Source organism: Gammaproteobacteria bacterium, from assembly GCA_013003425.1.
In the GTDB taxonomy this organism is placed as follows: Bacteria; Pseudomonadota; Gammaproteobacteria; order Steroidobacterales; family JABDKV01; genus JABDJB01.
Map to the genome: position 1 here is coordinate 105,329 of JABDJB010000006.1, position 25,946 is coordinate 131,274.

21 protein-coding genes are annotated in these 25,946 nt (G+C 59.5%); 12 read left to right on the forward strand and 9 right to left on the reverse strand.

Annotated features, from left to right (window positions below):
* Positions 1–9 precede the first annotated feature (9 nt).
* The 6 genes from tsaB to HKN06_00855 all read right to left on the reverse strand — a co-directional run bounded on the left by tsaB (position 10) and on the right by HKN06_00855 (position 11,510).
* A complete protein-coding gene (tsaB, locus tag HKN06_00830) occupies positions 10–675 on the reverse strand; it encodes a tRNA (adenosine(37)-N6)-threonylcarbamoyltransferase complex dimerization subunit type 1 TsaB (GenBank protein NNF59851.1) in 666 nt (221 codons plus the stop codon).
* Complete coding sequence (locus HKN06_00835; GenBank protein NNF59852.1) at positions 672–2,597, reverse strand: ATP-dependent DNA helicase; 1,926 nt, start codon at positions 2,595–2,597, stop codon at positions 672–674. Before HKN06_00835 ends, tsaB begins: the two co-directional genes overlap by 4 nt.
* A 253-nt stretch (positions 2,598–2,850) precedes the next feature.
* Entirely contained in the window at positions 2,851–8,745 is a 5,895-nt protein-coding gene (locus tag HKN06_00840; protein NNF59853.1) for an OmpA family protein, read from the reverse strand.
* 18 nt (positions 8,746–8,763) lie between these two features.
* Positions 8,764–9,975 (reverse strand): hypothetical protein, encoded by a 1,212-nt coding sequence (locus tag HKN06_00845; GenBank protein ID NNF59854.1) that lies wholly within the window; start codon positions 9,973–9,975, stop codon positions 8,764–8,766.
* A gap of 56 nt (positions 9,976–10,031) precedes the next feature.
* Positions 10,032–10,505, reverse strand: a complete 474-nt coding sequence (locus HKN06_00850) for a DUF11 domain-containing protein (GenBank protein NNF59855.1) — start codon at positions 10,503–10,505, stop codon at positions 10,032–10,034.
* Between the two features lie 15 nt (positions 10,506–10,520).
* Positions 10,521–11,510, reverse strand: coding sequence for a hypothetical protein (locus HKN06_00855; protein ID NNF59856.1), 990 nt, complete (start codon positions 11,508–11,510; stop codon positions 10,521–10,523).
* A 378-nt stretch (positions 11,511–11,888) separates the two neighbouring features.
* Between HKN06_00855 and HKN06_00860 the strand changes: the two genes are divergently transcribed.
* Together HKN06_00860 and HKN06_00865 are read left to right on the forward strand one after the other, a co-directional pair.
* The gene (locus HKN06_00860) at positions 11,889–12,386 is read left to right on the forward strand and encodes a hypothetical protein (protein ID NNF59857.1); all 498 of its coding nucleotides are present in this window, start codon (positions 11,889–11,891) and stop codon (positions 12,384–12,386) included.
* 113 nt (positions 12,387–12,499) lie between these two features.
* Positions 12,500–14,236: a phosphoenolpyruvate carboxykinase (GTP) gene (locus tag HKN06_00865; protein NNF59858.1), complete on the forward strand. Its 1,737-nt coding sequence runs from the start codon at positions 12,500–12,502 to the stop codon at positions 14,234–14,236.
* A gap of 334 nt (positions 14,237–14,570) precedes the next feature.
* Here HKN06_00865 and HKN06_00870 read toward each other — a convergent pair whose 3' ends face one another.
* The 3 genes from HKN06_00870 to HKN06_00880 form a co-directional block, all read right to left on the reverse strand.
* Positions 14,571–15,467 carry an adenylate/guanylate cyclase domain-containing protein gene (locus HKN06_00870; GenBank protein NNF59859.1) on the reverse strand — a complete coding sequence of 299 codons (897 nt, stop codon included), beginning with the start codon at positions 15,465–15,467 and terminating at the stop codon, positions 14,571–14,573.
* 55 nt (positions 15,468–15,522) lie between these two features.
* Positions 15,523–16,362: a methyltransferase domain-containing protein gene (locus HKN06_00875; GenBank protein ID NNF59860.1), complete on the reverse strand. Its 840-nt coding sequence runs from the start codon at positions 16,360–16,362 to the stop codon at positions 15,523–15,525.
* Positions 16,363–16,477: 115 nt separating this feature from the next.
* Complete coding sequence (locus HKN06_00880) at positions 16,478–17,281, reverse strand: helix-turn-helix domain-containing protein (protein NNF59861.1); 804 nt, start codon at positions 17,279–17,281, stop codon at positions 16,478–16,480.
* A 359-nt stretch (positions 17,282–17,640) separates the two neighbouring features.
* Here HKN06_00880 and HKN06_00885 point away from each other — a divergent pair, with 359 nt between their 5' ends.
* The 10 genes from HKN06_00885 to HKN06_00930 all read left to right on the forward strand — a co-directional run bounded on the left by HKN06_00885 (position 17,641) and on the right by HKN06_00930 (position 25,942).
* Positions 17,641–17,850 carry a Flp family type IVb pilin gene (locus HKN06_00885; protein NNF59862.1) on the forward strand — a complete coding sequence of 70 codons (210 nt, stop codon included), beginning with the start codon at positions 17,641–17,643 and terminating at the stop codon, positions 17,848–17,850.
* A gap of 72 nt (positions 17,851–17,922) precedes the next feature.
* Complete coding sequence (locus HKN06_00890) at positions 17,923–18,477, forward strand: prepilin peptidase (protein ID NNF59863.1); 555 nt, start codon at positions 17,923–17,925, stop codon at positions 18,475–18,477.
* A gap of 3 nt (positions 18,478–18,480) precedes the next feature.
* Positions 18,481–19,830, forward strand: a complete 1,350-nt coding sequence (locus HKN06_00895; GenBank protein ID NNF59864.1) for an AAA family ATPase — start codon at positions 18,481–18,483, stop codon at positions 19,828–19,830.
* A gap of 2 nt (positions 19,831–19,832) precedes the next feature.
* The gene (gene cpaB, locus HKN06_00900) at positions 19,833–20,627 is read left to right on the forward strand and encodes a Flp pilus assembly protein CpaB (protein ID NNF59865.1); all 795 of its coding nucleotides are present in this window, start codon (positions 19,833–19,835) and stop codon (positions 20,625–20,627) included.
* A gap of 16 nt (positions 20,628–20,643) precedes the next feature.
* The gene (locus HKN06_00905; GenBank protein ID NNF59866.1) at positions 20,644–22,242 is read left to right on the forward strand and encodes a type II and III secretion system protein family protein; all 1,599 of its coding nucleotides are present in this window, start codon (positions 20,644–20,646) and stop codon (positions 22,240–22,242) included.
* Positions 22,243–22,244: 2 nt separating this feature from the next.
* Entirely contained in the window at positions 22,245–22,517 is a 273-nt protein-coding gene (locus HKN06_00910) for a hypothetical protein (GenBank protein NNF59867.1), read from the forward strand.
* Positions 22,518–22,529: 12 nt separating this feature from the next.
* Positions 22,530–23,798 (forward strand): pilus assembly protein, encoded by a 1,269-nt coding sequence (locus HKN06_00915; GenBank protein NNF59868.1) that lies wholly within the window; start codon positions 22,530–22,532, stop codon positions 23,796–23,798.
* Complete coding sequence (locus HKN06_00920) at positions 23,795–24,259, forward strand: pilus assembly protein (protein NNF59869.1); 465 nt, start codon at positions 23,795–23,797, stop codon at positions 24,257–24,259. The genes HKN06_00915 and HKN06_00920 overlap by 4 nt, the downstream gene beginning before the upstream one ends.
* Positions 24,259–24,756: a pilus assembly protein gene (locus tag HKN06_00925; protein NNF59870.1), complete on the forward strand. Its 498-nt coding sequence runs from the start codon at positions 24,259–24,261 to the stop codon at positions 24,754–24,756. The genes HKN06_00920 and HKN06_00925 overlap by 1 nt, the downstream gene beginning before the upstream one ends.
* 10 nt (positions 24,757–24,766) lie before the next feature.
* On the forward strand, positions 24,767–25,942 hold the full coding sequence (locus tag HKN06_00930) for an AAA family ATPase (protein ID NNF59871.1): 1,176 nt from the start codon (positions 24,767–24,769) through the stop codon (positions 25,940–25,942).
* Positions 25,943–25,946: the final 4 nt, after the last annotated feature.

The following is a 25,946-nucleotide window of genomic DNA, read 5'->3' on the forward strand; positions in this document are numbered from 1 at the left end:
GCTGCAAGTTCAGGGTTTTTTCCAGGCTACCTCGTCGCGCAGGTAAACAGGAATTGCCTGTTCCGGGCGCACCAGGTCGCCACGCTGCAGCAGCGATACCGCCAGACGTGCGATCACGCCGGCTCGCGGCAACAGCTCGTCGTCGACCCCGGTCAGGTTTTTTTCCAGGCGCTGCTTCATCTGCGGATAGGCCGACCAGCCCGAGCCTGCCGCAAAGGCCGGCCCGGCAAGCAGCACTGTCTCGGGCGCGCCAAGTGACTCCTTGCTGCCGGATTGCGCAATGTTGGCCTGTTCGAACAAGGACCAGTAAACCTCGCCCATCCGCGCATCCATACAAACCAGCACGCGCTCCTGTCGATGTTTTTCTGCTGCCGCCAACGCGACGGCAGCAAGGTCTGACACGGCAATTACCGGCAAACCGGCGGCGAAGGAAATGCCCTGGGTAACCCCGGCGGCGATGCGGACGCCGGTGAATGCTCCCGGACCGCGACCGAAAGCAACTGCATCCAGCTGGCTGACCGCAAGCCCTGCCGATGTCAGCAGGTGCTCAATCATGGGCAGGATAAGTTGACCATGCTGTCGCGGTGCAATCTCGAATCGCTCGCTGATTTCACCATCGATATTGAGGGCGGCCGAACAGGCGTCGGTCGCGGTGTCGAGCGCCAGAATCTTCATGCGGGTGCGGTCAGCTCGAATGCCTGTCGCTCATTATAAAAGTCGCAGGCATTGTCCAGCGCATCGGTAAGCGGCATCGGAGGCAGTGAGCGCAGAAATACGCGCCCGTAGTTGCGCGTGCGCAGCCTCGGGTCGCACAGCATTGCAACACCGTAGTCATCATGGTCCCGTACCAATCTGCCAACCCCCTGCTTCAGGCTCAGCACGGCCTGCGGCAGCTGGTATTCAGCGAAGGGATTACCGCCGGCCCGCCGTATTGCTTCCAGACGCGCCTGCATCAGCGGATCACCGGGCGAAGCGAACGGCAGCTTGTCGATGATGACCAGTCGCAGGGCCGCACCGCGGACATCGACACCTTCCCAGAAACTCGAGGTTCCCAGCAGCACGGCATGGCCATGGTCACGAAATTGGTCGAGCAGGGCCTCGCGCGGCGCCTCACCCTGCACAAGCAGCGGGTACGGCAGGTCTGCCTGGCGCAATAGTCCCGCCGCTTCATTGAGCGCGCGGTAGCTGGTAAACAGCAGGAAAGCGCCGCCGCCTGCTGCAGCCAGCAGCTTGATTGCAATGTTGCACAGCTGCTCCGTATACCCGGGATCGTTGGGCATCGGTAAGTCATTTGGAAGGAATAACAACGTATTACGCTCGTAATCGAAGGGGCTGTCGAGCTTCAGCACATCAGCATCGCTTACCCCGATGCGACCGAGGAAGTGACCGAAGTCATCCTCCACCGCCAGGGTGGCGGAAGTGAATACCCAGCTCCGGGCATGGCGCTCGACCAGTTCGCCAAGTCGCTCCGCGACATCGAACGGGGTCAGATGCAGGCTGAAGCCACGCCGGTGGACATCCAGCCAGCGCAGCCCGTCGGGACTTTCCTCGCTGTCATCGCAGAACTGTGCCAGCCGCTCCTTAAGATCACGCGCACGCTCGCGACAATTTTCCAGGCCGGCACTGGTATCGGCCAGCGGCGCCAGCGTGTCATCGAAGTTATCGAGGCTCTTCCTTAGCGTTGTGAGCGCCGATTGCGTGCCAGGCCCGGTCTCAGTCCAGTTCTGCCGCCCGGACAGGCGCGCGAATGAGGCGGCAAGTTCCCGCATTGACTGATCCAGCTGGTCGCCCGGCTTGCGCCACTCGGGCTCCACCTGTCCTGCGTTTATCAGCTCGGCAATCGAATCCTTGACCAGGTTGCTGATTTGTCGACCGCTGACCGTCACGCCGAAAAAGTTGGCCGCGACCTCGGGTACCTGGTGCGCTTCATCGATGATGCACGCATCGGCGCCAGGCAACAGCTCACCGAAGCCCTCTTCCTTCAGCGCAAAGTCTGCCAGCAGCAGATGATGATTGACGATGACTATATGGGCATCCTGCGCGGTACGACGCGCCTTGACGACATGACACTCGTCATAGGCCGGGCATTCACTACCGAGGCAATTGTCCGCCGTCGAAGTGACCTGCGCCCAGACCGCAGCGTCTTCTGGAATCTCACGCAACTCCGCCCGGTCGCCCGCCGTGGTGTAGGCCGCCCATTCGCTGACCGCACGCAGCCAGGACGAGCCGCCGCCCTCCTCCCGTGCGAGATCAAGGCGGTGGCGGCACAGGTAATTGGCCCGACCCTTGAGCAGTGCCACACGCACCGGCCGGCCGATTGCCCGGGTAATGGTTGGCAGATCACGCTGGTACAACTGGTCCTGCAGATTGCGGGTGCCGGTCGAAATGATCACCCGCTTGCCACTGAGCAACGCCGGTACCAGGTAGGCGAAAGTCTTGCCGATACCGGTGCCTGCCTCGACCACCAGCGTCTGACCCTCATCGATTGCGTCGGCGACGGCATCAGCCATCGCCTGCTGCTGCGGCCGCGGCGCGAAGCCGCTGACATATTCTGCCAGCGGGCTGTCGGAACCGAAAAAACGCGCGTAATCGTTCACCGGCGCACCATAGCACCGTGCCGGGACGGTGGTCGAACGGATATTTGCGGGTCATTGGATCCAAATGCGCGGTGTCAACGGGTTCGTGCGCGTCAGATTTTCGCGAGGCAATAGTATTCGCAGCGTTAGTCGCTCCTGCTGTCACGTCCTGGGCTATGAACAAAATGGAAGGTTCGCGGCTGAAGCCGCTCCTGCAGGCGCGTTCCGGGTTATGAACGAGATGGAAGGTTCGCGGCTGAAGCCGCTCCTGCGGTCAGTCGTTCGACTCGCGTCGCGCCCAGAAATCCCGGTCGCGCAGGTTGTCCTGGTCGGCCTTGAAGCGGAAACGAATGTACGGGCCGCGCGCCGTGTAGCGGGCGTCCGAGAAGTCCTCGTCGTCGAATCCGGCAAAGTTATAGCCCAGGCTCAGCCAGACGTTGCGTGCAAAGGAGTAACCGATATCGGCGCCGATGCTGTAGTCGACGACATCAGAATTCCACGAGTGCAACAGTGAACCCTGCACGCCTGCATCCCAGCGTGACGAAAAGTCCCGACGCCAGTCAATACCCACCAGGTCGGTAAAGCCGTTGTAGCCATTGCCGTCGATATCGCTGCGCACATATTTGACGCCGTACTGGAAGCCCAGCTGATTGCTGCGATTTATCATCCAGTTGGCATGGAGGTTGTTGACGATGCGTGACGACTCGGTTTGTGTGCCGATCGCCTTGAGTTCCTCGTATTCGAGATCCAGCCGGTCGAGGAATACCCAGCGTGCGGTGGCCGGTCGATAAGCCCAGCTCAGACGTATATCGGCATCGGTCAGGTCGACGCCAACATCACGCTGCGAATTAAAGAACTGCAGCGCCGCCGAAAACGCGCGACCCTGTTTTTCTTCGCGATAGAAGCCGCCAAACAGACCGGCCCGTCGCTCGTCATCACTGTTGCGCCATTCGCTGCGAGTATTGACTGTCCAGTCATCATGCTTGTAAAGCGTACCAACATAGAGCGAGGTGAAGTCCGCAGCTTCGCTGCCTGAAGGTAATCCGGCGTCTGGGTTGAACGCACCGGCACCGGGCGCGGTCAGCGTATTGGAGTGATCGACGCCGAAGTCCATTGCCCAGCGTTCGTTTATCTGCCAGCCCTGCACCAGCCCCAGCGTGGCAAACGCCCGCGGCCCGTATTCAGTCATCTCCTGGCTGACGCTGGAATTAAACTGGGCCCGGTTCCATGGTGTTGCGCGTACGCCGGTACGTGTCATCTGTGACTCAATATCCCGGCCTTCGGCCCGCTCGTGTTCGGTATAAAGCGTCACGTCATCGTTCAGCTTGTAGTCCAGCCCGACAATCGTACGTGTCGGATAGGCAATGTTGGCATCATCACCAAGATCAGAATCCAGCGACCCGCGCAGCGTCAACCGGTTACCCATGGTCTTGATGCTGCCGTTGACGAAGACCTGCTCGGAGGCGGCAGTCGTCCCGTCACGCGCTTCGTCTGTTGCATCACGATATCCAACGCCGGCAGTCGCAGCGCCACGTTGCCAGCGTAACCCGCTTTCATACACTTCGCGGCGCACGTCGCTCTCGAGGTTATCCTGGCGATAGGCGGCAGCATCGATGCTCAGGTGCTTGCTGAAACGCAACCGGCCATCAAAGCCCATCTTGCGCATTCCGGTTTCTGCTGCGCGCTGCTGGCCCAGCCCGAATTCCGTGTCGATCTGGCGATAATAAACCTTGCCATCTACCTTGCCGGCGGTGTGGCGCAATTCAGCAATCGCCGCGTCGCCCTCCGTCGGCACCCCGCCCTGGCGGGTATCGGAGCTGGCAAACTCGGCCCGTAACTCCGTGCCGTCGGCAATGCGCAGTTTTAGATCGAGACCCTGCAGGTCTCCGTCGGCACCACTGGTACCCTCGTCGATCATGGTCGCGCCGACCTCGACCCGGCCGTCGGCCAGTCGCAGCGATGCACGCCCGCCTGCGGTAGTCGAGCGATCCACCGGATCACGGCTTTCGTAATCGACGACAATAAATACCGGATTAAATCGCTCGTCGCGGTGGCGCACCGGCTCCTTGAAAAATATCGTGCCGGCCAGGTAATCGATATCGTAATCGAGATGACGAGTGAGCGTGCGTGAGCTCACAATCTCCTCCGAACGGAATCGGTCACGCGTTTCCAGCGTGATTTTTTCGCTGTTGATAACCAGTGGCTGACGTGACAAACGATACAACCCGGAAGTACCGTCACCACGCAGTTCTTCCTTGACGAAAGCCTGGTCAGTGCGGGCGGTGAATGCGGTATAGCCAAAGCGTTCGCCCTGGTACTCGCTCTGGAAGCCATTGAAGCTGCGGTCGTAGCGCGACAGCTCGGTTACCGTCATCCCGGTGTCGTAGTCGCCGAACATGGCGTAAAACTGGCCACGCTCCAGCTTGACGAATATTTCATCCTGGCTGGCCGCATCGAACTGCTGTTCGGTGGCATCACCATAAAGCGTGTAAAAGCGATCCGGGTCTATAGTGCCATGCAGGCGCTGCCGCGCTTCCTGTTCGTCACGATCCGAGTCGTAGGCCAGCGTCAGCAGGTAGTCACCCTTGATGCGACCCTTGGCAAAAAACGCTACGCGCCCGTCGGTATAAAAGTCCTCTTCATAACCGGCGTCTTTGGCGCTCTGGACATTGTCGTTGAGCGTACTGTACCCGGCCGTACCCTCGGCAAATCCCACCAGGATCCATTCACGCGTTGCCGGCTCGAGCCACGCGCGTAACTCCTCCTCGCGTTCGTCGGCGTATTCCATGTGCAGCACGACTTCACCGCTAAGCGAAGTCGCCTCGAGCTCGATGCGGGCGAGTCCGTCGGCCCCAACACGGTAAAGGGGCTGTCGATTGCCGAGCTCGAGCAGCTGGTTTTCGCGTAACGATTCCACTTCAAACCAGGACCGGTACGGCGGATCGACACGAAATGTCCCGATTGACTCGGGCCGCGCCGGGTAGCCCCAGCGATCGTAAAGACGCACTGCCAGCACCGGCCGGGTGCGACCGTCGGCCAGCAACGACGAAGCCTCGCGGTCGACCTCGGCGCGTACCGGTCCACCGGACAGGTGCACGTTGCGTTCAATCCGTCGCACCACTGTACCGTCTGCATCACGCACCACGACAACAAGCTGGTTGTCGTTTTCGGCAATATCGACACCACGCCAGCGACTCAGGCTGACAGTCTTTGCAGCATTGGTATCGGTGCCCTCAAAGCTCAGCGCGCTCACCGGTGCGCCATTCAGCGCAACTTCGACTTTCTGCCGTGGTGCGTGCTTGACCGCAATGCGCAGCGACGGGATAGGCGGATTGTACCCGGGCAGCGGGAATACCAGGTCGCTGCCGGGATCGAGCCGGCTGACCCATGCCGGGTCATTGAAATCGGCCAGCGGATCAGACGCCTCCACCGGTAACTGCGCCAGCGACAGTTTCTGCTCGCGTGCAACTTCCAGTCGTTGTGGCCCGCTGCTTGTCTTGCCCAGGCGCATTGCACCGGGACTGACCGGCATCTGACCCCAGAGCTGCAGCTCGACCCGGCGGTTTTTCGCCCGGCCAGCCGCACCTGCATTACTTGCCACCGGTTTGTCCGGCCCGTTCCCTGAAATACTGATTTGCTCCGGAGCCAGCTGCAGCAGCGACTGAATGAATTCTGCAGCTGCCGTTGCACGTGCACGTGACAGCACATAGTTGTCAGCGAATTCGTGACGATTCTGTGGCGCAATTCGTACGTTATCGGTGTGACCGGAAATAACGACATGCAGGTCGCTTGCCTGCTCCCATCCTGACAGCGCTTCGGCAATGCGTGCACGGTCGCGCGCCTTCAGCTCCGCCTTGCGGGTATCAAAGTTTGTGGTGAACACCAGGTCGACGCGGTCGCTTACCGGCGGTTCGCGTATGAGCGTGTTGTCGGCCAGCGGCGTGCGCTGCCTCTTCTTTGTTTCGGTGTCGAAGCTGACCAGGGCCTTGGTTACGTGCTCGCCGGCAGCTGCTCCCGGCAGGCCACGAAACTGGATAACCCGCTGCCACGGGGCACCCGCCGCATCACTCAACGGGAACGTCAGCAGGTTTCCAGACACCGTCGGGTCGCCGCTGCGTGCGCCATCGAGCCGGACGCTGCCCGGTACGAAAATAACGTTGTCTGGCAGCATCACCATGGTCCTGACGTTGCTGACTGGCACGCCATCACCACCTACCGTCAACGTGTAAATCACGTCCTGACCGGCGGCGCGGGAAGACAATGCTACCGCCACCTCTCCGCTGGGCGCCGGCAACTGACGCAGGTGGAAATCAGCGCGCCACAAGGCGCCAGCGCGTACATCAATAAACTGTGAATAGGAGCGGCCGGCGAACCGTGCGTTGCGCTCACACGGCACGATCTCAAAGCCCTCCGGCACGGTATCGACATCGAGCTGCACAACGTGACCACCTGGCCGGACGCCCTCGAAGTGATAGCGCCCGCCCTCGTCACTGACGACATACCTGCCGTCCTCGAGGTAGATGCGAACTCCGGCCACACCGTCAGTGTCGTTGCCTACATCCGCATCACAGGATCCACTGATGACACGGCCCAGCACAGTGCTGCGGGAGCGGAATAACGCCTCTGCCAGGCGTACTGTCGCAGTAGCCACGTTGGATTCGGCGCCCCCCGCGGCGCGCGCGATCGCCGTGTTGATTGCTTCCGGACCACGGCTGCCTGCAACGATCTCGGCAACATAGTCGATTACCGTGCGACCGGCCGGGGGCAGGTCACCAATGTCGAACTGCAGCTGGCGGCGGTCGGCTGATACCGCCGGGTCCGGGGCGCTGCTGCCGTCCACGCGGACCGAACCCGGTATCAGGCGCAAACCAACCGGGAGCTCATCGGTGATGATTACATTGTTTATCGGCTGCAGTGTGTCCGGGTTTTCCAGTGTGAGCGTGTACTTGAGGAAATCACCAATCGACGCAACGGCAGTTGCCGTGCTTTTTTGCAGAAACAGGACCGTCGATACCGGATCGAGCGGGATATCGATCATGATCGCCGGACCCGGGTCAACCATGAAGGGATCGCCAAATGAACCTGCACTAATGTTGAACGGTGCGCCGGGTAAAGCCTGCAGATCAATTATCGCGGTGGTCGATGGCGCCGTATAACCCGCCGGTGGAGTCACTTCCAGCCGGTATTGCCCCGGGCTGACCAGCGGGTAACGATACGCGCCGGGATCGAAGTCATAATCGGCCCCGCCGCTGTCTGTCGCGACCCCGCCACTTACCACTTCGGCAGGAAACTCGCTTGCGCCGTCGTCACCAAAAACAAACGCGGGCAATCCACTGGTCACTTCAATCAAGCGGACTATTGCACCGTCAACCGGCACACCAGTCTGTGAGTCGAACACAATGCCCAGCGGATCGACCAGCGCGCTGTCGGTTGTGACATCGCTGGAATCGGCCGGATCAACATAGGTCGCCCTGATCGAGTAACCCACCGCAACCTGCAGCTGGCAATCGTGTCTCGTTGACGGCATCGCTGCGCTGGGCACGTAGCCTACAAATTGCCCGCTGTCGGGTGCTGATTCTGTCAGCTGGATTATTTCCAGGTCGCCGGATGCAGGTACCTCCAGCTGCACCTCGACGGTCTCCGCCACGGCGGAATCGAGATTCTGGTCGGGATCGGCGACTTCGACAAAAAACGCCTCGCCGGTATGAAAAAACTGCGCCGGACTCAGTGGCTGGGAATCTGCGACGTTCAGCTGGGTGCCGTCAGCGAGTACCGGTGGCGGCAGCAGGGTCAGGCCCGAACCGGTTTCGCAGCTGCTGGGTCCGGTGGGCGCGGCAAATGTCCCGCCGCCCGCATCGACACGAACAAATTGCAGCCGCGCCGGCGTGCGCCTCATTTTGGTGACGATATTGGCAGAATTGCTGGCGACACTGCGGCCGACGCCGGCAGCGTCACTGTAGGCAACCGCCGCCACGTTCGGGATTACAGTGCCGGGTGGTGTCGCCGCCGAGCAAAGCAGCGGCAAAAATGCACCAGCCAGCAACGCGACGACGCGCGTCAGAATCTGACGCGCGTCGAGGCTCGTGAAACACAGCGGGATCAGGTGCAGTCCTGCAAAACCTTCAATGCCCGCTGTATTTCTATTCTGGTTGTACGAGCGCGGAATCATGCGCGCCCCAGTCCTCCTTTACTGTATTTCCACGCGGAAGCTAACGTCGGCTCTGTCGCCGGCATTCAGCGTTACCCCGTTCACCGTCATCACATTTGCGATGAACTGACCGGTATCAGCGTCTGCTTCCTCGCTCAGATCACTCGTAACCGGCGCTCCGGCACCGGGGGTATAAACCAGGCGGATATCGCCGGCTGCCCCGTACTGGTCCGCAACAAACGCCAGCGATGGTGTTGGCCCACCCATCTCACTGCTCAGGTCATCAGCTATAACCACGTTTGTCGCCACTGCACCGCCTGCTGCGTTCGTAATCGTTACTACGTATTCGACGATGGCACCGGGTATTGCCTTGGGGAATGACCCCACAGGGCAAACACCACCCGGGCAAGTGAACGGATCACTAATGACCGCCGAGCTCTTCAGAACCGACAGGACTGCCGCAGCAATCCTGTAGGCGTCTTCGGACGAGTGCTTACCATCACGGTCGGCATCGCCCGCATAGTTGGCGTTTTCACCGTCGGCAAAAACGTCTTCTACGCCCAACGTAGTATCGGCAATTCCCCGATCATCTGTAGCGATCGCGCCCCCTGCAACGCCGGCCCCACCGCCTTCTGCGACCTGCGCCTCGAGCACATATGCGGCAATATCACCGTCGACCTGGGCCAGCGGGATATTGGCGACCAGGAACACCGTAACAGAACTGTTGATATCCAGCTCATCGACATGGGTCGCCGTATCGACAGCCGGATCATACAAATTGTTGCCGTCAGCGTCGACGAACACGGTCAGACCCGTGGCATCGAAGTTATCCGTGCCCCCGAACGGGTCAAATCCCGTCGCCGATGCGCTGAGCAGGAAATCCTGCGTCTGGTTACCTTCGTTGGTCACCGTCCAGGCCAGAACCGCCCCGGTCTGCCCGGGTGAGACACTCAGCGTGGTAGCGCTGTTGTAGGCTGTGCTGCGCTCTGCAACAAGCACATCAAGTTTGCGGTCGACAACAAACTCCGTCGCCCCGATACCATTGTTCGGGTCAGCATCGTTGTCACTCAGCACCGGCGTCTGGTCCACCCCGCCGACCCGGTACTGGACCTGGGCCTGGTTGAAAACCGAAGTACCCGCGCGGGTGCCGCCGGGATCAGTGCCAGCGGCCAACGCGGGCTGCACGGCAGCCAGGGCCAGCAGCCCGGAAATAACCGGTGCCAGTTGCAGCAGGCGACCAAAGTTTCTCATGACTTACTCTCCAAAACCGGCGCTCTCGCGACGCCGCAATACAGAAAAAACAATCCTTAGCGCAATTGCGCCCGAAAGCGGGCATAACCACGGCTGCCGGGCTTGAGCGGGTTGCGCATGCTCCAGCGAATGTGTGTGTAGTCCTCAGCGCGAGCGGCGCGCGCGCTACCGTCCGCCGCCACGACCATCAGTTCCTCGGCGGTACCGAAAGTCTGGCCGCCATCGACCGAAAAGCGGATATCCGCACCACCGGCAAATGCCGAACCCTCGACGTAACGCATTTCCTGCGGGACGGGGTCGGTAATTGTCACGCTGCTTGCATCGGCCTCACCCTGGTTGGTGAAGGTGATGGTGTAGATCACTTCGTCACCCGGCACGACAGTTGTTACCGGTACCAGCCGGGTCGCTGTCTCGCCTCGCTCATTGACGATAATCTCCTCGGTTTGTGCCACTGTTTGCACATGTACCGCCCCGTCAGCCAGTGCGATCATCGGCACCAGGGCCATTAATATCAGCAGAATTTTCTTCATGCTTGCCTTCCTCGATCAGTCTATGGTGACTGTAAAAACTACGGTTTGCGGGCCGCTGGCAGCGGTAAGGTCGCCCAGCGCAACGCTGATCGTCGGCACACCCGCGATCGTTACCAGTTCGCCGGCATCGGCATCCGGAGCATCGCTCAGCGGCGCCCCGTTGAGCGTGATGGTTGCTGGCGTATAAGTGGTGTTGGCGGGTACCGGATCGGTGAACGCAGCGTTGGCGGCAGTGCCGCCACCCGAAGGTGTCACAACGATTGTGTAGATGATCGATGCACCGGGAACGGGCTCGGTTCCACCAAACTGGTCAGCCACACTGGCTGACTTGACGACAGCCAGCTGGATGTCGCTGACCACATATTCACCGGTGTCGTTGTCAGTTGCGCCCGAGTTGCCGGCAACCGCATCGACTCCGCCGTCACCAGCGCCGGCAAACACCGTTCCCGGGGCACCGTTGCCGGTAACCGACGTCGCGTCGAGCAGGCTGCGACCGATGTCACCATCGGCGGTAGTCGCTGGTATATCGTTGACGATCAGCACATCAATGGATGCATCCGCAGCCAGCACCGGATCGTTCACACCAGGATTGTACGGGGTATCGCCCGCAGACAAGTCGCCGCTGCCATCGGTATCAAAGTAGATTGCAGAAGGCGCCGACGGCACGGGATCGAAGTCGTCGCCGGCAAGCGCACTGTCGAGCACCAGGGAAAAAGCCTCAGAGCCGTTACCGACGTTCGTTACCGTAAACAGCAGCTCTTCTGCACTATCGCCAGGCGTCACCGGGCTCGGCGGGCTCTGCAGCGTCACATCGACATCGAGTATTTCCGCCACCGTAACCGTGAGCGTGTTGGAGACTTCAGTTACACCGGAGCCGGAAACCTCGTACGTCACTTCCGCAGTGTTGTCGATGTCGGTTCCGGCGAGGGTGCCAACCGCGTTGGCTGCCGGTGCCGTACCCAGTCCGACAGCCACCAGGAAGGGCAGAAAGAATTGTTTGCGCACGCGTCGCTCGCTCCATCACAAATTCGTACTGATCCGCCGGACCGGAGACCCTCAGGACGGCGGGCGTGGGCGATGGTGCTGCGCCGGTGCGGCTGCAGTGCCTGTAAAAACAATCCCTTGCGACGGCTGAATCCGTTCCTGGAAGACCCGGTGGGCGCCATCGCCAATAGCCGGAAATGTTAGGGAAAGCGTCAAAAAATCGGCGTGATTGTGTTCACAAATTCCACATAAGTGTATGAAAATTATGGTAAATCGCTTCTAATAGTGTGACTTGCGTCAAGTTTTCGACGGTCGGGCCCGCCTGGGGATGTTGACATTGTTGCAGTGCGGCATTAGGATGGCATTGAAGTTTATTGCACTGCACAAGAGGAGAAAGTGATGCAGGAACCCAACATGATCGGAAAGATCTCTCAGAGACTGCGGGACGGCCTGGACCACGGCTCGTCCTGGATGCAGGAACGCAAAGGGCCGCTTGATGTGGTGACTGAGAAGACCCTCAAGCTCAACGGTATTTCGCACGACAGCGCTGCCCGGCTGGTACGCCAGCAGGCCGATTTCGTCGAAGGAACCGTCGACGGCATGGCGACGCGGCTGACAGCTGCGGCGACCGCCGAGAGCTTCCGTGGCCTGATCGACAGCCAGATCAAGCTAATGCCCGAATCGCGCGATCGCGTCGTAACGGACGTACGAAAGACGTTCGAGATTCTCGGCGACACCCGCACCGACCTGGTGCAGCTGTTCCGCGAGACGCTCGATGACCTGCGCGGCAGGGACTTCGCTGAAAAAGTAGGCGATGCGGCGGAAGACGCTGCTGAAAAAGTCACCACCGCAGCAAGCAAGCTCGACGAAAAAGTCGAAGAAGCCACCGCGCACTAAACGTCTTTGACATTGAACGAGACTAAACTGCCCCGGCGCTGACGCACCGGGGCTTTTTTTTGCCCGGAACCCGTATAATGTGGCGCCAGCCGCGAAGCGAAGGAAACCGTTAAATGACGACCAGCAATAGTGCGCTGAGCGCATGGGTCAACCAAGTCGCACAACACACTCTGCCGGAACGCATTCACTGGTGTGATGGGTCTGGCGAAGAAAACGACACTCTGATCAGCGCCATGCTGGCTGACAGCACGCTGCTGCCGCTGAAAGAGACATTTCCAAACTGTTACCTGCACCGGTCGGATCCAAACGATGTCGCGAGGGTTGAACACCTGACCTATATCTGCACCGAAAACGAAACCGATGCAGGGCCGAACAACAACTGGATGGCGCCGGCCGAAGCACACCGGCTGGTCGACGGGCTGTTCGCCGGCTGCATGCGCGGACGTACCATGTATGTCATTCCCTACTGCATGGGCCCGATCGATTCGCCCTACTCCCGCTGTGGGGTTGAAATCACCGATAGTCCCTATGTGGTTGCCAACATGCGCATCATGACGCGCATGGGGCAGGCGGCGCTGGAGCGCATCGAGCGCGAGGGCACCTTCGTCAGGGGTCTGCATTCGATCGGTGAGCTTGACCCGGATAAACGCTACATCATGCATTTCCCTGCTGAACTGACGATCAAGAGCATCGGTTCAGGTTATGGTGGCAATGCCCTGCTGGGAAAAAAGTGTCATGCCCTGCGTATTGCGAGCCACCAGGCCCGCACCGAGGGCTGGCTGGCCGAACATATGCTCATTCTCGGGCTACAGGATCCGACCGGCCGCATTTTCTATATCGCCGGCGCGTTCCCGTCACAGTGCGGCAAGACCAACCTTGCGATGCTCGTGCCACCGGAGTCGCTGGAGCGCTGGCGCGTTTGGACGGTAGGCGACGACATCGCCTGGCTGCATCCCGGCGAAGATGGCCGGTTGTACGCGATAAACCCGGAATCGGGCTTTTTCGGCGTGGTGCCGGGTACGTCGCGCAGCACCAACCGCAATGCCTTCGATATGATCCATCACGACACCATATTCACCAACGTCGGCGTGACGGCTGATAACGAACCATGGTGGGAGGGGCGAAAATACAGCGAACCGGCGCTCGACTGGCAGGGCAAGCCAATGAACGGTGGGCCCGCCGCGCACCCCAATTCGCGCTTCACCGTATCGGCGCGGCAGAACCGCGACTACACACCGATAATGGATGATCCACGCGGCGTTCCGATTTCAGCCATCGTTTTTGGCGGGCGCCGACGCAAACTTGCCCCGCTGGTATACCAGGCACGTGACTGGCAGCACGGCGTGCTTATCGGTGCCGGCGTTGCCTCGGAAACAACAGCCGCAGCGACCGGGGAGGTCGGCGTCGTGCGCCGCGACCCCATGGCGATGAAACCGTTCTGTGGCTACAACTTCGCTGATTACTGGAGCCATTGGCTGGCAATCGGAAAAAAGCTGAAGCAACCGCCGGCTATGTTTCATGTCAACTGGTTTCGCAAGAATGATGCCGGCGAGTTCCTGTGGCCGGGTTTTGGCGACAACCTGCGCGTGCTGTCGTGGATCGTCGACCGCTGCCACGGCGCTGGTGCCGCGGTTGAAACGCCGATTGGCCACCTGCCGACTTCCGACGCGCTGGATATCGGCGGGCTGGACATCGCCGACGGCGCCTTGCGCGAGCTGCTTACAGTGGACAACGCCAGCTGGCGCGAGGAGATGGTTCATCTGGGTGAATATCTCGAAAGCTATGGCGACCGACTGCCGCAGGCACTGCGCGATGAACATGCCCGGGTCAGCGCGGCGCTGGCCGACTGACAATCAGCCGCGACGTCGGTCGCAACCCCGGCATGACCAGGTTTCGCGACTTTTGTCGCAAGCAATTCGCGGCTGAAGCCGCTCCCACACAGGTCGCAACAGTCGCGGCTGGAAGCCGCTCCCACACAGGTCGCAACAGTCGCGGCTGGAAGCCGCTCCCACACAGGTCGCAACAGTCGCGGCTGGAAGCCGCTCCCACACAGGTCGCAGCAATCGCGGCTGAAGCCGCTCCCACACAGGTCGCAACAGTCGCGGCTGAAGCCGCTCCCACACAGGTCGCAGCAGTCGCGGCTGGAAGCCGCTCCCACAGGAGCCGCCCCCACAGGAGCCGCTCCTACTCTTCGTAGATGAAGTGTATAGCCTGTGGTGAGTCGGCCTGCGGCACCCGGCCGAGCCCGATTGCGCCCTCGCCTTTCAGCTGCACGCTGTCGCGGCGGACAAAATGTTCCTCGCCGCTGGACAACAATACACACGTGCCATTGGTGCTCTCATCGATGAGAATAAATTTGCCGCGCGAAAACTCGATGCGTGCGTGCATACGTGAAATCAGCGTGTCCTTTACCACCAGGTCACTGTCTTCGGAACGGCCAATCGATACATTTGGCTGCTGCTCGTTCACGACCACTTCCTGACCACGGTAGCGCAGCCGCAGGCGCTGGTTACGCACGCCAGTGGCCTCGGCCCAGTCGATGGTCGGGAGCATGCGGGTGTTTTCACCCTGCTGCCACAACACTTCGTAAAGCGCGATTTCATCCGAAGTGCCGCGCATTGGTGTGAGGTCAATCTGCCTTGTCGAGGCCTGCCACTCCGGCGACATTTTTGCGACCGTGTTGCCGCTGGTAACGATTTGAGCCGCCTTGGCCTGGTTACTCATGCGGTTGGCAATATGCACCGCACCACCGAACACATCGCCGTCTTCTTCCATGACCGGGCCAAAATGGAATCCGACACGAATCGCCACGGGCACATCTTCAGCGTCGACCTCGTTGCTGATGAAACTCTGCATTTGCGCGGCTGCTTCGACAGCATTGTCGACACGCGGGAACGTAGCCATGACCTCGTCGCCCATGGTCTTGATTACTGTGCCGTCATGCTTCTCGGTAGCGCGGGTCATCGCATCAAGGCAGCGGGCTACAGTCTCCCTTGCCTTGAGGTCGCCCATCAGCTCATAAAGCTTAGTGCTACCGACAACATCCGCAAAGAGTATTGCCAGTTCAGTCTGATCTGTCATCGCCGAAAAACAAGCTCAGATCAATGCATTATAACGAAAAGCGTCGCCGGCGATACTAACGCTCGGCCACGACGTAGGCGATCCAGGCCGGATCGGCGTCCCCACGCTCGACCGGCTCGTATTCATCGTTGCCCTCGCCGTCCTCATCGCTGCCCTCCCAGTAGACGGTGGACGTGCGAAAACCGGCCTCATGCAGCAGTTCGCGCAGCTCTGGCAGGGTCCACAGCCGCCACTCATAGCTAAAGGCCTCGCGCATCCTGGTTCCGTCAGGAAAGTGAAAGTGGATGTGGCACTGCATCTGGGCGCTGATCGGGTCATAGCTGTCCTGGTCCCATACATAGGTGAATTCATCCTGCTCGGTCTCTTCTTCGACTTCCTCGAGCGCTTCCGAGCCGCCAAAGCAGTCAATCATGAATAAACCGTCAGGCTGCAGGTTACGACGCGCCTGCTCGAAGTACCCGCGCAGTTCGTCACGGGTCTTGAAAACGAAATAACTGAAGTTGAACGCGATGATCAGGTCAGCCAGCGGCGTGTTGGTATTGCGCACGTCGCCTTCGATCAGCTCGATCCGCTGCTGCTGCTCTACCGAAAGCCGCTGAACGTGGCGCTGCCGCCCCCAGTTAAGTACCTCAGGATCAAAATCAACAGCCCACGCGCGCCGTTCATCGCCATTGGCAACCCACTCGCAGGCAGCGGCCGTGGTTCCGGCAAAGTCCTCTCGCAATGTCAGTGCCGGCCGTCCACGAAGATCACGATAAGCCTTGTCGAGAAACTTTATTTCTTCTTCGACATTCTGCACCGATTCTTCGTAAAGAAGATGTCGATCTGCCGAACTGGCAGTCAGTCTGCTCTTCTTGCGTGCTTTTTCTTTCTGCTTGCGGTTCTTTTTACCCATGCCTCAGCTCGTCAGTGTGCTGGCCTCATCTTTGCGATGAGCACCGTTCAATAAAGGGAGTATCTATGCGGCGCGAACGATACCACAGACAGCGGCATTGCCAGGCTTCAGGTATCTACATTGCGATTAGCGTCGGAGCTGGCAAGCTGGGACGTGCGTCTTCCATTTGATGCTGCCGCCATTGACTGGGACTCATATTGCGCAGCCGGCGAAATACCCGGCCAAAATACGACGGATCGCGAAACCCGGTGGCAAAGGCGACATCGCTCACGCCCACTGACGGATTGAGCAACAACTCTTCAGCACGCTCAACGCGGTAACGAAGCAGGTATTCCTGGAAGGTCAGCCCGAATGCGGAATGAAACTGACGGCTGAAACTGAATGAACTCATGCTGCACAACTCAGCCACCTGAGCCTGCATGATCTTATCGGCGTAGTGCGACTGAACGTAGGAGACGGCGGGTGCCAGCGCCTGTTGGCTGCCGGCGGTAAAGCGACGCAGCCGGGTCTCCTGCGGCACCGGCGGAATTTGACGCACCGACATCCTGTCGTCGCCGCGGCGGTGGTCAATGCGCAGCAGCGATTCACTGCAACGCTCGACATCGCGACGGTCAACCGGCTTGACGAAGTAGTCCCATACCCGGGCACGAAAGGCCCACACTGCAAGATCCTCGGAATGCTGCAGCGTCAACATCAGGACAGGAAGCGACGGATGCAGTCGCTTGGTTTCCTGCAGCAGCTTTAGCCCGGCCTTGTCGGGAAAATCATACTCAAAACAAATGGCAACTGGGCATTCAGCGGCGTCTGCTTCGAGCTGCGCCGACGACCGGCGAATGCGGAAGAATTCCGCAAAATGCCGTGTCGAATCGGCACATTCCTGCAGTGCCAGGTCTACCCACAATAACGTCCGATCGGCCACCAGGAACCTCCGGCTTCGTGTTTTGTGTTGTCCTTAACATGACTATTGTTCATCAACTCTCGACTAACACGATAGTCGCTTCTGTTGGTTTGCGCAACAATTCCTGACAATCGGGCTACATAATATATTCAGACTGACCAGCAACTTACGAGCGGTGGCAAGAAAATCCCAGCCAGACAGCAACAGAGTACCAAAATGCGCGCGGCAGCAAGATAAAACCAGTCAGTCATCAAGTTACTTCTAACGGCTGCACCCGCGCCACTCCTATATTGAGATTCAGGATGGGCTGACATGGAAGTCGGCGGGTGACGATGCCCGCGAATTATTAGGTACCGCGTTAACACGCACCAGGAGGAATCATGGCTACTTTGAAAAGCAAAATCTTCGCGTTTTTGCGCGATGAAGAAGGCCTGACGACTGTCGAATATGCAATCGCCGGTGGTCTGGTTGGAGCTGGCGCCATCCTGGCTTTCAGCAACCTGGGTGGAGAAGTCGCCCGAGTAATCGGTGACATGTTCACAGCTCTCGAGACAGTAACGATCGACACCGGCGGAGGTACCGCCCCGTAGTCCCGGGATCACGGTTTTCCGGGATGCTCCTTTGCATCCCGGAACCCCGCCCGCCTGGACCGAGGAGATGGCATGAACCCGCTGGCCGAAACATATTTGTTGAGTGCGCCGTTGATGCTGGTGCTGCTGACCATCGCGACCTGCGACGACCTGATCGAGCACCGCATTCCCAATGCGGTGGTCCTTTGGGGAATAGTATTGGCCCTCGGCATTGGCGGATTGACTGGCGGCCACGTCGGTTTTATCGGCGCAATTAGCGGCCTGCTGCTCGGCGGCCTGATGCTGCTTCCTTTCTACGTGCTCGGCGGAATGGGTGCCGGCGATGTCAAATTGATGGCCATGGCCGGTGCATTCCTCGGGCCAGCTGCAACCATAGTCGCGGTAGTCGTGACGCTGGTAGCGGGCCTGGTCCTGGGATTGTCCGTCGTCGGCATCTGGCTCCTGTTGCGCTCAGCACCCGGACTGGTCGCGCTGGCACAGCTGCGCAGCCACTTGCCACGAAGCCTGCGCCCTGCTTACCCGGGGACAAAACCAGCACACTTTCCTTACGCAGCTGCGATAGCAACTGGCGCAGCTGTCGCGGTGTTTGCGCCAATTCCCGGCATAATGCCAACACTAACAGGATGAGTCATGACAACGGCGGCTCACAGCGTATTCGCAAAGTCCCGCCACCGCGCCCCGGTCGGCCAGACAGTTGCGCCGCGCCCGACCACCATTGCAGAAACCGGCCTGAGTGAGGCACTCCTGGCTGAGCTGATTCTGAAACACCTGTACGAGGGCGGCGTGCTGACGCTGGAACAGCTCGTCGCCCGTATCAGGCTACCGGGCACGGTGCTGGAGCAGCTGATTACTTTCATGCGGCGCGAAGCGCGCATTGAGATCCGCGCGGGCATCGAAACCGCGCAGCGTTTCGCAGTTACCGACAAAGGCCGTGCCGCGGCGCTCGAGGCTCTTGCCCGCAGCGGGTACGTTGGCCCGGCTCCAGTACCGCTGGAGCTCTATCGCGCGGTCAGCGCGGCGCAAACCATTCACCGCCATGTAACCGATCGCGCCACAATGGCGACAGCATTTGAAGAAATCGTGCTGGCGCAGCACCTTGTGGACCAGCTTGGTGCCGCCATGAACTCCGGCCGCGCGATTTTTATTTATGGCCCGGCCGGCACCGGCAAGACCTACATCACGCGCCGGCTGGCGCACATTCTACCCGGCTCGGTGTTGGTGCCGTATGCGGTAAGCATCGGCGAAATAGTGCTGGAAGTATTCGACCCGGTATTTCACAAACCTGTCCGCACGATGCCGACTGACGGGCTGGCACTGAATGACGGCAACGATACTCGTTTTGTCGACTGCCAGCGCCCGGTAGCTTTTGCCGGCGGCGAACTCCGGCTCGACATGCTGGAGGTGCAGTACGACCCGGCTCACAAGACCTATCGTGCCCCACTGCAGTTTCGCGCCAACAACGGCCTGCTGATCATCGACGACATGGGCCGGCAACTTGTGCAGCCAGAGGAGCTGCTAAATCGATGGATCGTACCGCTGGAAGAAGCGCGCGACTATCTGCACATTGGCAATGGCCGGCATTTTGCCGTGCCATTCGACGTCATCGTTGTTTTTTCGACCAACCTGAACCCGGTCGAACTGGCTGACGAAGCCTTCCTGCGCCGCATCGGTTACAAGATTCGCTTCGATTACCTGTCACCGGCGGCGTATGCGCAGATCTGGCGCCAGGTGTGCACCAAGCGGGGCGTTCACTGCGACCCGGAACTCGTACGTTACACGATCGATGAACTGCACCATCGGAACAACACGCCGCTGCTCCCGTGCCACCCGAGGGATCTGCTGGGGATGGCAATTGACTACGCCGACTATATCGGCACAGCAGGCGAGCTGACCAGCGCACACATTGACTGGGCATGGGATAACTATTTTGTGCCCCTGAACACTCGAGACCAGTGGGCAGATGACCCACAGAGGTTGTAACTATGGCCACACGCAGAGGAATAATTCTCCTGGTTCTCTCCCTGATGATGGGAGTAGGCGCTGCCTGGGTCGCCAATAACTGGGTGACCATGCGCCTGCTTCCAAAGGCAGAGGCCAACACCGGCGCTGACCAGGTCGTCGTTGCCGCAATGGAAATTCCGTACGGCACCAAAGTTGAAGACCGTCACTTGCGCTATATATCAATGCCGCCCGACAGCGCGCCTGACGGCAGCAGCGGAAATCTGAATGCCTTCGCCGGCAAAGTATCGACCCGCACCACGCTGCGCGGCGAGATCCTGTTGCAGGATCGCTTCGCCGAGCACCTGAGCGGCAGCACGTTGTCAGCGATCGTCAGCCCCAATATGCGGGCAGTCACGATACGCGTCGACGACGTAGTCGGGGTTGCCGGCTTCCTGCTGCCCGGCAACCGCGTCGATATCGTTGCCAGCCGCAAGATCAAGCAACGCGCTGTTGCCGACATCATTCTCAGCGACCTGAAAGTCCTGGCCGTCGACCAAACTACATCGACCGACAAGAACGAGCCGATCATCGTGCGCGCGGTGACGCTGGAAATGACCCCCGAGCAGGCAGTCGAACTGGTGAAAGCACGCCAGGAAGGCAAGATCCAGCTGACCTTGCGCAATCCGCTGGATGACAGCATTCACCTGGTTCAGAGCGGACCGCCGCCGCAGCCGGCGGCACAACCGGTGCGTGTCGCATCAACCAGGCGGCCACCCGTCCAGAAAGTGACCGTCATTCGCGGCACCGCCGTGTCCACTGTCAAACAGACGCAGTAACAAAAGGACGTGAGCGATGAACAAAAAGAGAACAACGACCCTGGCAATACCGGCACTCGTTTGCGCGGCCTTGCTGGCGGCGATAAGCCAGCCGCTTATTGCCAATGAACTGAGTGGCATGCAGGATGGCAACGGCGATTTCGTCCGCCTGCCCGTATTCAAGTCACGGGTAATCCAGCTCGACCGACCGGCCCGGCGGGTCTCAATCGGCAGCCCGGACATTGCCGACATCCTGATCCTTCGATCCAGCCAGCTATACATACTCGGCAAGGATATCGGCACCACCAATGTGCTGCTGTGGGACAACCGCGACCAGCTAATCCGGGCTATCAATGTCGAAGTTACCCACGACCTCGAGGGGCTCAAGGCTCTGCTGCATCAGCTGCTCCCGGGCGAAAATATAGAGGTGCGAAGCGCCCTGCGTTCTCTGGTACTGAGCGGCCAGGTCTCCAGCCTCGGCCGCATGGAATCAGCCTTGCGTATCGCGGAAAGTTTTCTGCAGCAGATTGCCACCGCCAAGACCAAACAGACTTTCGAGCAGTCACCGGCGGGCGGTAAAGACAAGGTTGCAGGAAAGATCATCAACATGATGACCGTCACCGGTAATCACCAGGTGATGCTCGAAGTGAAAGTGGCTGAGATCGCACGCACCGTGCTGAAACGCTTCCAGATGAATTTTAATGCCATTGATAACGGCAGCAGCACACGCTGGATCATGGGCGGCGCCAGCGGCGGCGCAAATTTTCCGGACGCAGAGTTTGATCCAGGCAGTCTCAGAATTCCAATCTTTGGCGACGGCTCCGGCGAACATGGCGTGGTCGGACCGGCCATTGACGAGTTTCGTCCCAACGACCTGTCAATTTCAGAGTCCGGCCTGTTTGCCAGCTTCCTGACGGAGAACTTCCTGCTCAATGTTGTGCTCGATGCGGCCAAAGAGAAAGGACTGGCGCGCATACTGGCTGAGCCTACGCTGACAACCCAGTCCGGCAAGCAGGCAGAATTCCTGTCCGGTGGCGAGTTCCCGATACCAGTGCCGCAAGGGCTGGATACCATCACGATTACATTCAAGGAATTTGGTGTTGGGCTGAAATTCCTGCCCGTCGTGCTCGACAAGGACCTGATAAACCTGCAGCTCAGCGTAAGTGTCAGCGACCTGGTCAGCGCCGACGCGGTGACTTTCCAGCCCAGCCTGGTGTCACAGGGTTTCTTTATTCCCGCGCTCAGAAAACGCAGCGCAAACACCACGGTCGAGCTGTCCGATGGACAGACAATCGGAATTGCCGGTTTGCTCAACGAGGACTTGCGTGAAGTGATCAACAAGTTCCCCGGGCTGGGCGACATTCCGGTCATCGGGCACCTGTTCCGTAGCCAGGAATTCATCAAGGGTGAGACCGAACTGGTCATACTCGTGACACCACACCTGGCAAAACCCTTGCCGCCAGGCCCCATCGAGTTGCCAACTGACAATTTTGTCGAACCTAGCGACTTCGAGTTCTACCTGATGGGCCGCATGGAAGCGCGCAGCCCCGCAATGGCAACGACGCGTGACCATAATGACGATGGCCAGGACGGCGCCGAAGGCAATTTTGGCCATTCAATACCAGAGGGTTATTAACAATGAGACTTATCAATATTCTGCTGCTTATCAGCCTCGCTGCACTGACGGCATGCGCCGGAGCGCCGTCACGTCTAGACAATAACTTCGGCGATTCAGTGCGCAGTATGGTTTACAACCAGATTGCCGACCCCGCGGTCGCAGCCAATCCCGATCCTGCCCCTGTAGAGGGCTTTGACGGCGAAAAGGGGGAGGTTGTCCTGCACGAATACCAGGACAACGTCACCAAGCCGGAGCAGATTTCTAATGAAATACATCTGAATATAGGGCGATAACGGGTGTAGGCAATGAAAAGGCGAAATTGCAAAAACCAGCACCCGCGGGCTCGCCAGTCCGGAATTATCGTCGTAATGGTGGCAATTGGTGGCCTGGCACTGATCGGAGCGGGCGCATTGGCATTCGACGTTGGTCATATTGTGCTCAGCAAGACCCGCCTGCAGAACGCCGTAGATGCGGCCGCACTCAGTGGCGCCAAGGAAATCGACAGCTCGGGCGACATCGTACAAGCCACCACCGCCGCCCGAACCGCGTTCCGTCGAAACGCCGAGAGCAACGGCAATCACGACCTGCTTGAGTATTACAACAACGGCGGCGGCGTCAGCGTGCAGTTTTCCGCGACGCTGCACCCGTTTGCTGCCGGCACCACGCCACCTGACTATGTGCGCGTACGGGTGCAGGGTATGCCGCTGGATATGTGGTTGGCCAGCGCGATTGGTATAGTCGAAAAAAACGTAAGCGCTTCCGCCGTCGCCGGCCCCAGCCCGCCGCTGGGCCCGGAGGGCGATACCTGCAACCTGGCACCCATGATGGTTTGTGGCGACCCCGCGGCGACCGAGGGCACTCATTTTGGCTATGCGCTGAATGAACTGCAGGTACTCAAGACGGCGTCTCAGAATGGCAACTTCGAGGTTGGTCCCGGCAATTTCCAGCTGGTCAGGCTGGACGATGGTCAGGGCGGGGCCGACGTACGCCGGGCAATGGCCGGGAGCTACGGCGGGTGCATGTCGGAAGAAAACGAAATCGAAACAGAACCTGGCAATACCGTCGGGCCGGTTGTGCAGGGCCTGAATACCCGCTTTGGCAAATACACCGGACCGATGAATGGCAGCCAGTATCTCTACCCGCCCGATGTAGTAGTCACCGAAAACTCTGTTGAAATCGAATTTGACGATCAGGGTGGGTTGCAAACCGAAAGCAGCGATCTGGATTTCACCTACGCCACTTACCAGCAGAAGACTTCGTCAGGTGAATTCGACTATACGCCGGCGCCCGCGGGTCCCGGCCACTTCCAGCGCCGCCTGCTCGCAGTTCCAATAGGTAACTGCAGCGTGACAACCAGCGGGCACGGTTATGTACCGCTGCTTGGTTACGGCTGTTTTTTCCTGCTGCAGAAAGTCAAGCAGAAAGGCAACGAATCGCATGTATACGGCCAGTTTATCGAAGGCTGTCGCGCGCGCGGCACACCCGGCCCCGAGCCCGGCGGCGGCGGCGGGACTGCAGGCGCCGGCCCCTACGTCATCCAGCTTTACGAGGACCCGGACAGTATCGACTCATGAACGGCACACGTTATAAATCAGGGCAGCGAGGCATAGCAGCAGTAGAGCTGGCGATCGTGCTGCCTGTCCTGCTGCTCATGATGCTTGCTATCGCTGAACTGGGGCGTGCAATTGTGCAATACAACGAGTTGACCAAGGCAAGCCGCGATGCTGCGCGCTATCTTGCCAGCTACGCCATTGCCGGCACCACCGATGTCATCCAGCTCAACGAAGAGCTAGTAACGAAGACGCAGCAGCTACTTGTTTACGGCAGACCTGGTGCATCATCCACTGCGATTCTACCCGGCCTGGTAACTGACGATGTCGACGTCGAAGCAATCGACAGCACTCACGTGCGCGTTGCTGTGGAATATGAATACCAGCCCATGCTGGGCACGGAGACCATGCCAATGTTCGGCATTGGCAGCGATATCGACATCGCTATTCCGTTGCGTGCCAGCGTAGTAATGAGGGCCCTGTAGTGACAACTATCAGGCAATATACCGGTACTACCACAGTCGAATTTGCGATTGTAGGCGCACTGTTTTTCATGGTCCTGCTTGGCGTGGTGGAGTTCGGCCGCGCCCTGTACACGTGGAATACGCTCAGCGAGGTGGCCAGGCGAGGTGCCCGCGTTGCCGCAGTGTGCCCGCTGAATCATTCGGCAATCGGCAGCGTTGCTCTGATCAGCGAACCGGGCGAATCGCAGAGTCCGTTTGTCCACGGGCTGACAACTGAGCACATCCTCATTCAGTACCTGAACGAGAATGGCGAGATAGTCGCCGACCCGACAGGCAATTACTCCGATATTCGTTTTGTGCGGGTATCAATAAACGGTTTCCGGTACACCACGCTCATACCGTTTTTCAGTGCGGACAGGATTTTTTCCACACCCGGCTTTGCTGCAACGCTGCCGCGGGAAAGTCTGGGTGTACCGCGCGAGGGTGAAGATGCAGTGTGCTTCGGGAGCCAGAGTTGAGGAATAGACGGTGAAAAAGTACTTGAAAGTAGTAATCGCCGGAAGAGACAAGCAGTCGCTTCAGAATATCGCTGCGACATCCCGCAAGTACACCGGGTCCGATCCGCAGCTGCAACACATTACCAACGGGCACGCCGACCCCCTGTATGGTCATGTAGATCTTCCGGACCTGTTGATCCTGGACCTGGCAATGGACTGGGAAGAACAGCTCAATGCGATTCGTGACCGACCAGCCTCGGCCCGGCCGAACATGATCGTCATCGGTCCGGCCAGCCAGGCGTCCGCAATGCGGCTGGCCATGCGGGCCGGAGCCCGCGATTACCTGCCCAGGCCGGTTGCGGGCGACGAATTGCTGGCAGCCCTGCAACAACTCGAACAGGATGGCATCAGACAGCAACCGGACAATTGCACCTGGACTTCCGTCATTGGAGTGAAAGGCGGTGTCGGCGCGAGCATGGTTGCCGCTAACCTCGCGCAACTTACCACCGATGCCGCAAAACACACCGCCCTGATCGACCTTAATCTGCAGGCAGGAAGCCTGGCTGGCTATCTGGATGTCGAGCCACGCCACACATTTCGCGAAGCCAGCCTGTCGGCACACGACCTGGATTCATTGGCGCTATCCGGTTACATGACCAGGACCAGCAGCGGGCTGCACCTGTTGGCCGCGCCGGACAATGACATTTTGCTGCCAGAGCATATCCCGATCGAGAATGTTTCAGCGCTTTTTGAACTCATCGCCACTAACTATCAGCATGTATTCGCTGACCTGCCCCGCCATCTCGACTACATCGTCGCTGCAGCCATCGAGCAGGCTGACCAGCATCTAGTCGTTATGGAGCAGTCGGTAGCGGCATTGCGTGAGACGCTGCGGCTCCTCGACCTGCTCGGCAGCGAATTTGGCATAGGCGACACGCAGATTCGTGTCGTGATCAATCGTCACTGGAAGAACGCCAGTGTTTCTGAACGGCAGATCAGAAAAAACCTGGGTGAGTTTGAGATCGCGTGCATTCCCAACGACTTCCGATCGGTCAGCGAAAGCCTCGATATTGGCGTACCGGTGGTCAGTCATGCGCGCGGCTCGGCAGCCGCGAAATCCCTGCGGCGTCTGGGTGAACTGGTAACTGGCAAAAAGCCGGAGCGCCACTCTCTGGTCGGATCGCTGACCAGCATGTTCAGGAGTTAAGACA

What these genes read in the sequence shown, in the direction of transcription:
- HKN06_00850 (NNF59855.1), bottom strand. Translation starts at nt 10,505, where the DNA reads ATGAAGAAAATTCTGCTGATATTAATGGCCCTGGTGCCGATGATCGCA.
- HKN06_00840 (NNF59853.1), bottom strand. Translation starts at nt 8,745, where the DNA reads ATGATTCCGCGCTCGTACAACCAGAATAGAAATACAGCGGGCATTGAA.
- HKN06_00905 (NNF59866.1), top strand. Translation starts at nt 20,644, where the DNA reads ATGAACAAAAAGAGAACAACGACCCTGGCAATACCGGCACTCGTTTGC.
- HKN06_00895 (NNF59864.1), top strand. Translation starts at nt 18,481, where the DNA reads ATGACAACGGCGGCTCACAGCGTATTCGCAAAGTCCCGCCACCGCGCC.
- HKN06_00920 (NNF59869.1), top strand. Translation starts at nt 23,795, where the DNA reads ATGAACGGCACACGTTATAAATCAGGGCAGCGAGGCATAGCAGCAGTA.
- HKN06_00885 (NNF59862.1), top strand. Translation starts at nt 17,641, where the DNA reads ATGGCTACTTTGAAAAGCAAAATCTTCGCGTTTTTGCGCGATGAAGAA.
- tsaB (NNF59851.1), bottom strand. Translation starts at nt 675, where the DNA reads ATGAAGATTCTGGCGCTCGACACCGCGACCGACGCCTGTTCGGCCGCC.
- HKN06_00860 (NNF59857.1), top strand. Translation starts at nt 11,889, where the DNA reads ATGCAGGAACCCAACATGATCGGAAAGATCTCTCAGAGACTGCGGGAC.
- HKN06_00915 (NNF59868.1), top strand. Translation starts at nt 22,530, where the DNA reads ATGAAAAGGCGAAATTGCAAAAACCAGCACCCGCGGGCTCGCCAGTCC.
- HKN06_00870 (NNF59859.1), bottom strand. Translation starts at nt 15,467, where the DNA reads ATGACAGATCAGACTGAACTGGCAATACTCTTTGCGGATGTTGTCGGT.
- HKN06_00845 (NNF59854.1), bottom strand. Translation starts at nt 9,975, where the DNA reads ATGAGAAACTTTGGTCGCCTGCTGCAACTGGCACCGGTTATTTCCGGG.
- cpaB (NNF59865.1), top strand. Translation starts at nt 19,833, where the DNA reads ATGGCCACACGCAGAGGAATAATTCTCCTGGTTCTCTCCCTGATGATG.
- HKN06_00865 (NNF59858.1), top strand. Translation starts at nt 12,500, where the DNA reads ATGACGACCAGCAATAGTGCGCTGAGCGCATGGGTCAACCAAGTCGCA.
- HKN06_00910 (NNF59867.1), top strand. Translation starts at nt 22,245, where the DNA reads ATGAGACTTATCAATATTCTGCTGCTTATCAGCCTCGCTGCACTGACG.
- HKN06_00875 (NNF59860.1), bottom strand. Translation starts at nt 16,362, where the DNA reads ATGGGTAAAAAGAACCGCAAGCAGAAAGAAAAAGCACGCAAGAAGAGC.
- HKN06_00890 (NNF59863.1), top strand. Translation starts at nt 17,923, where the DNA reads ATGAACCCGCTGGCCGAAACATATTTGTTGAGTGCGCCGTTGATGCTG.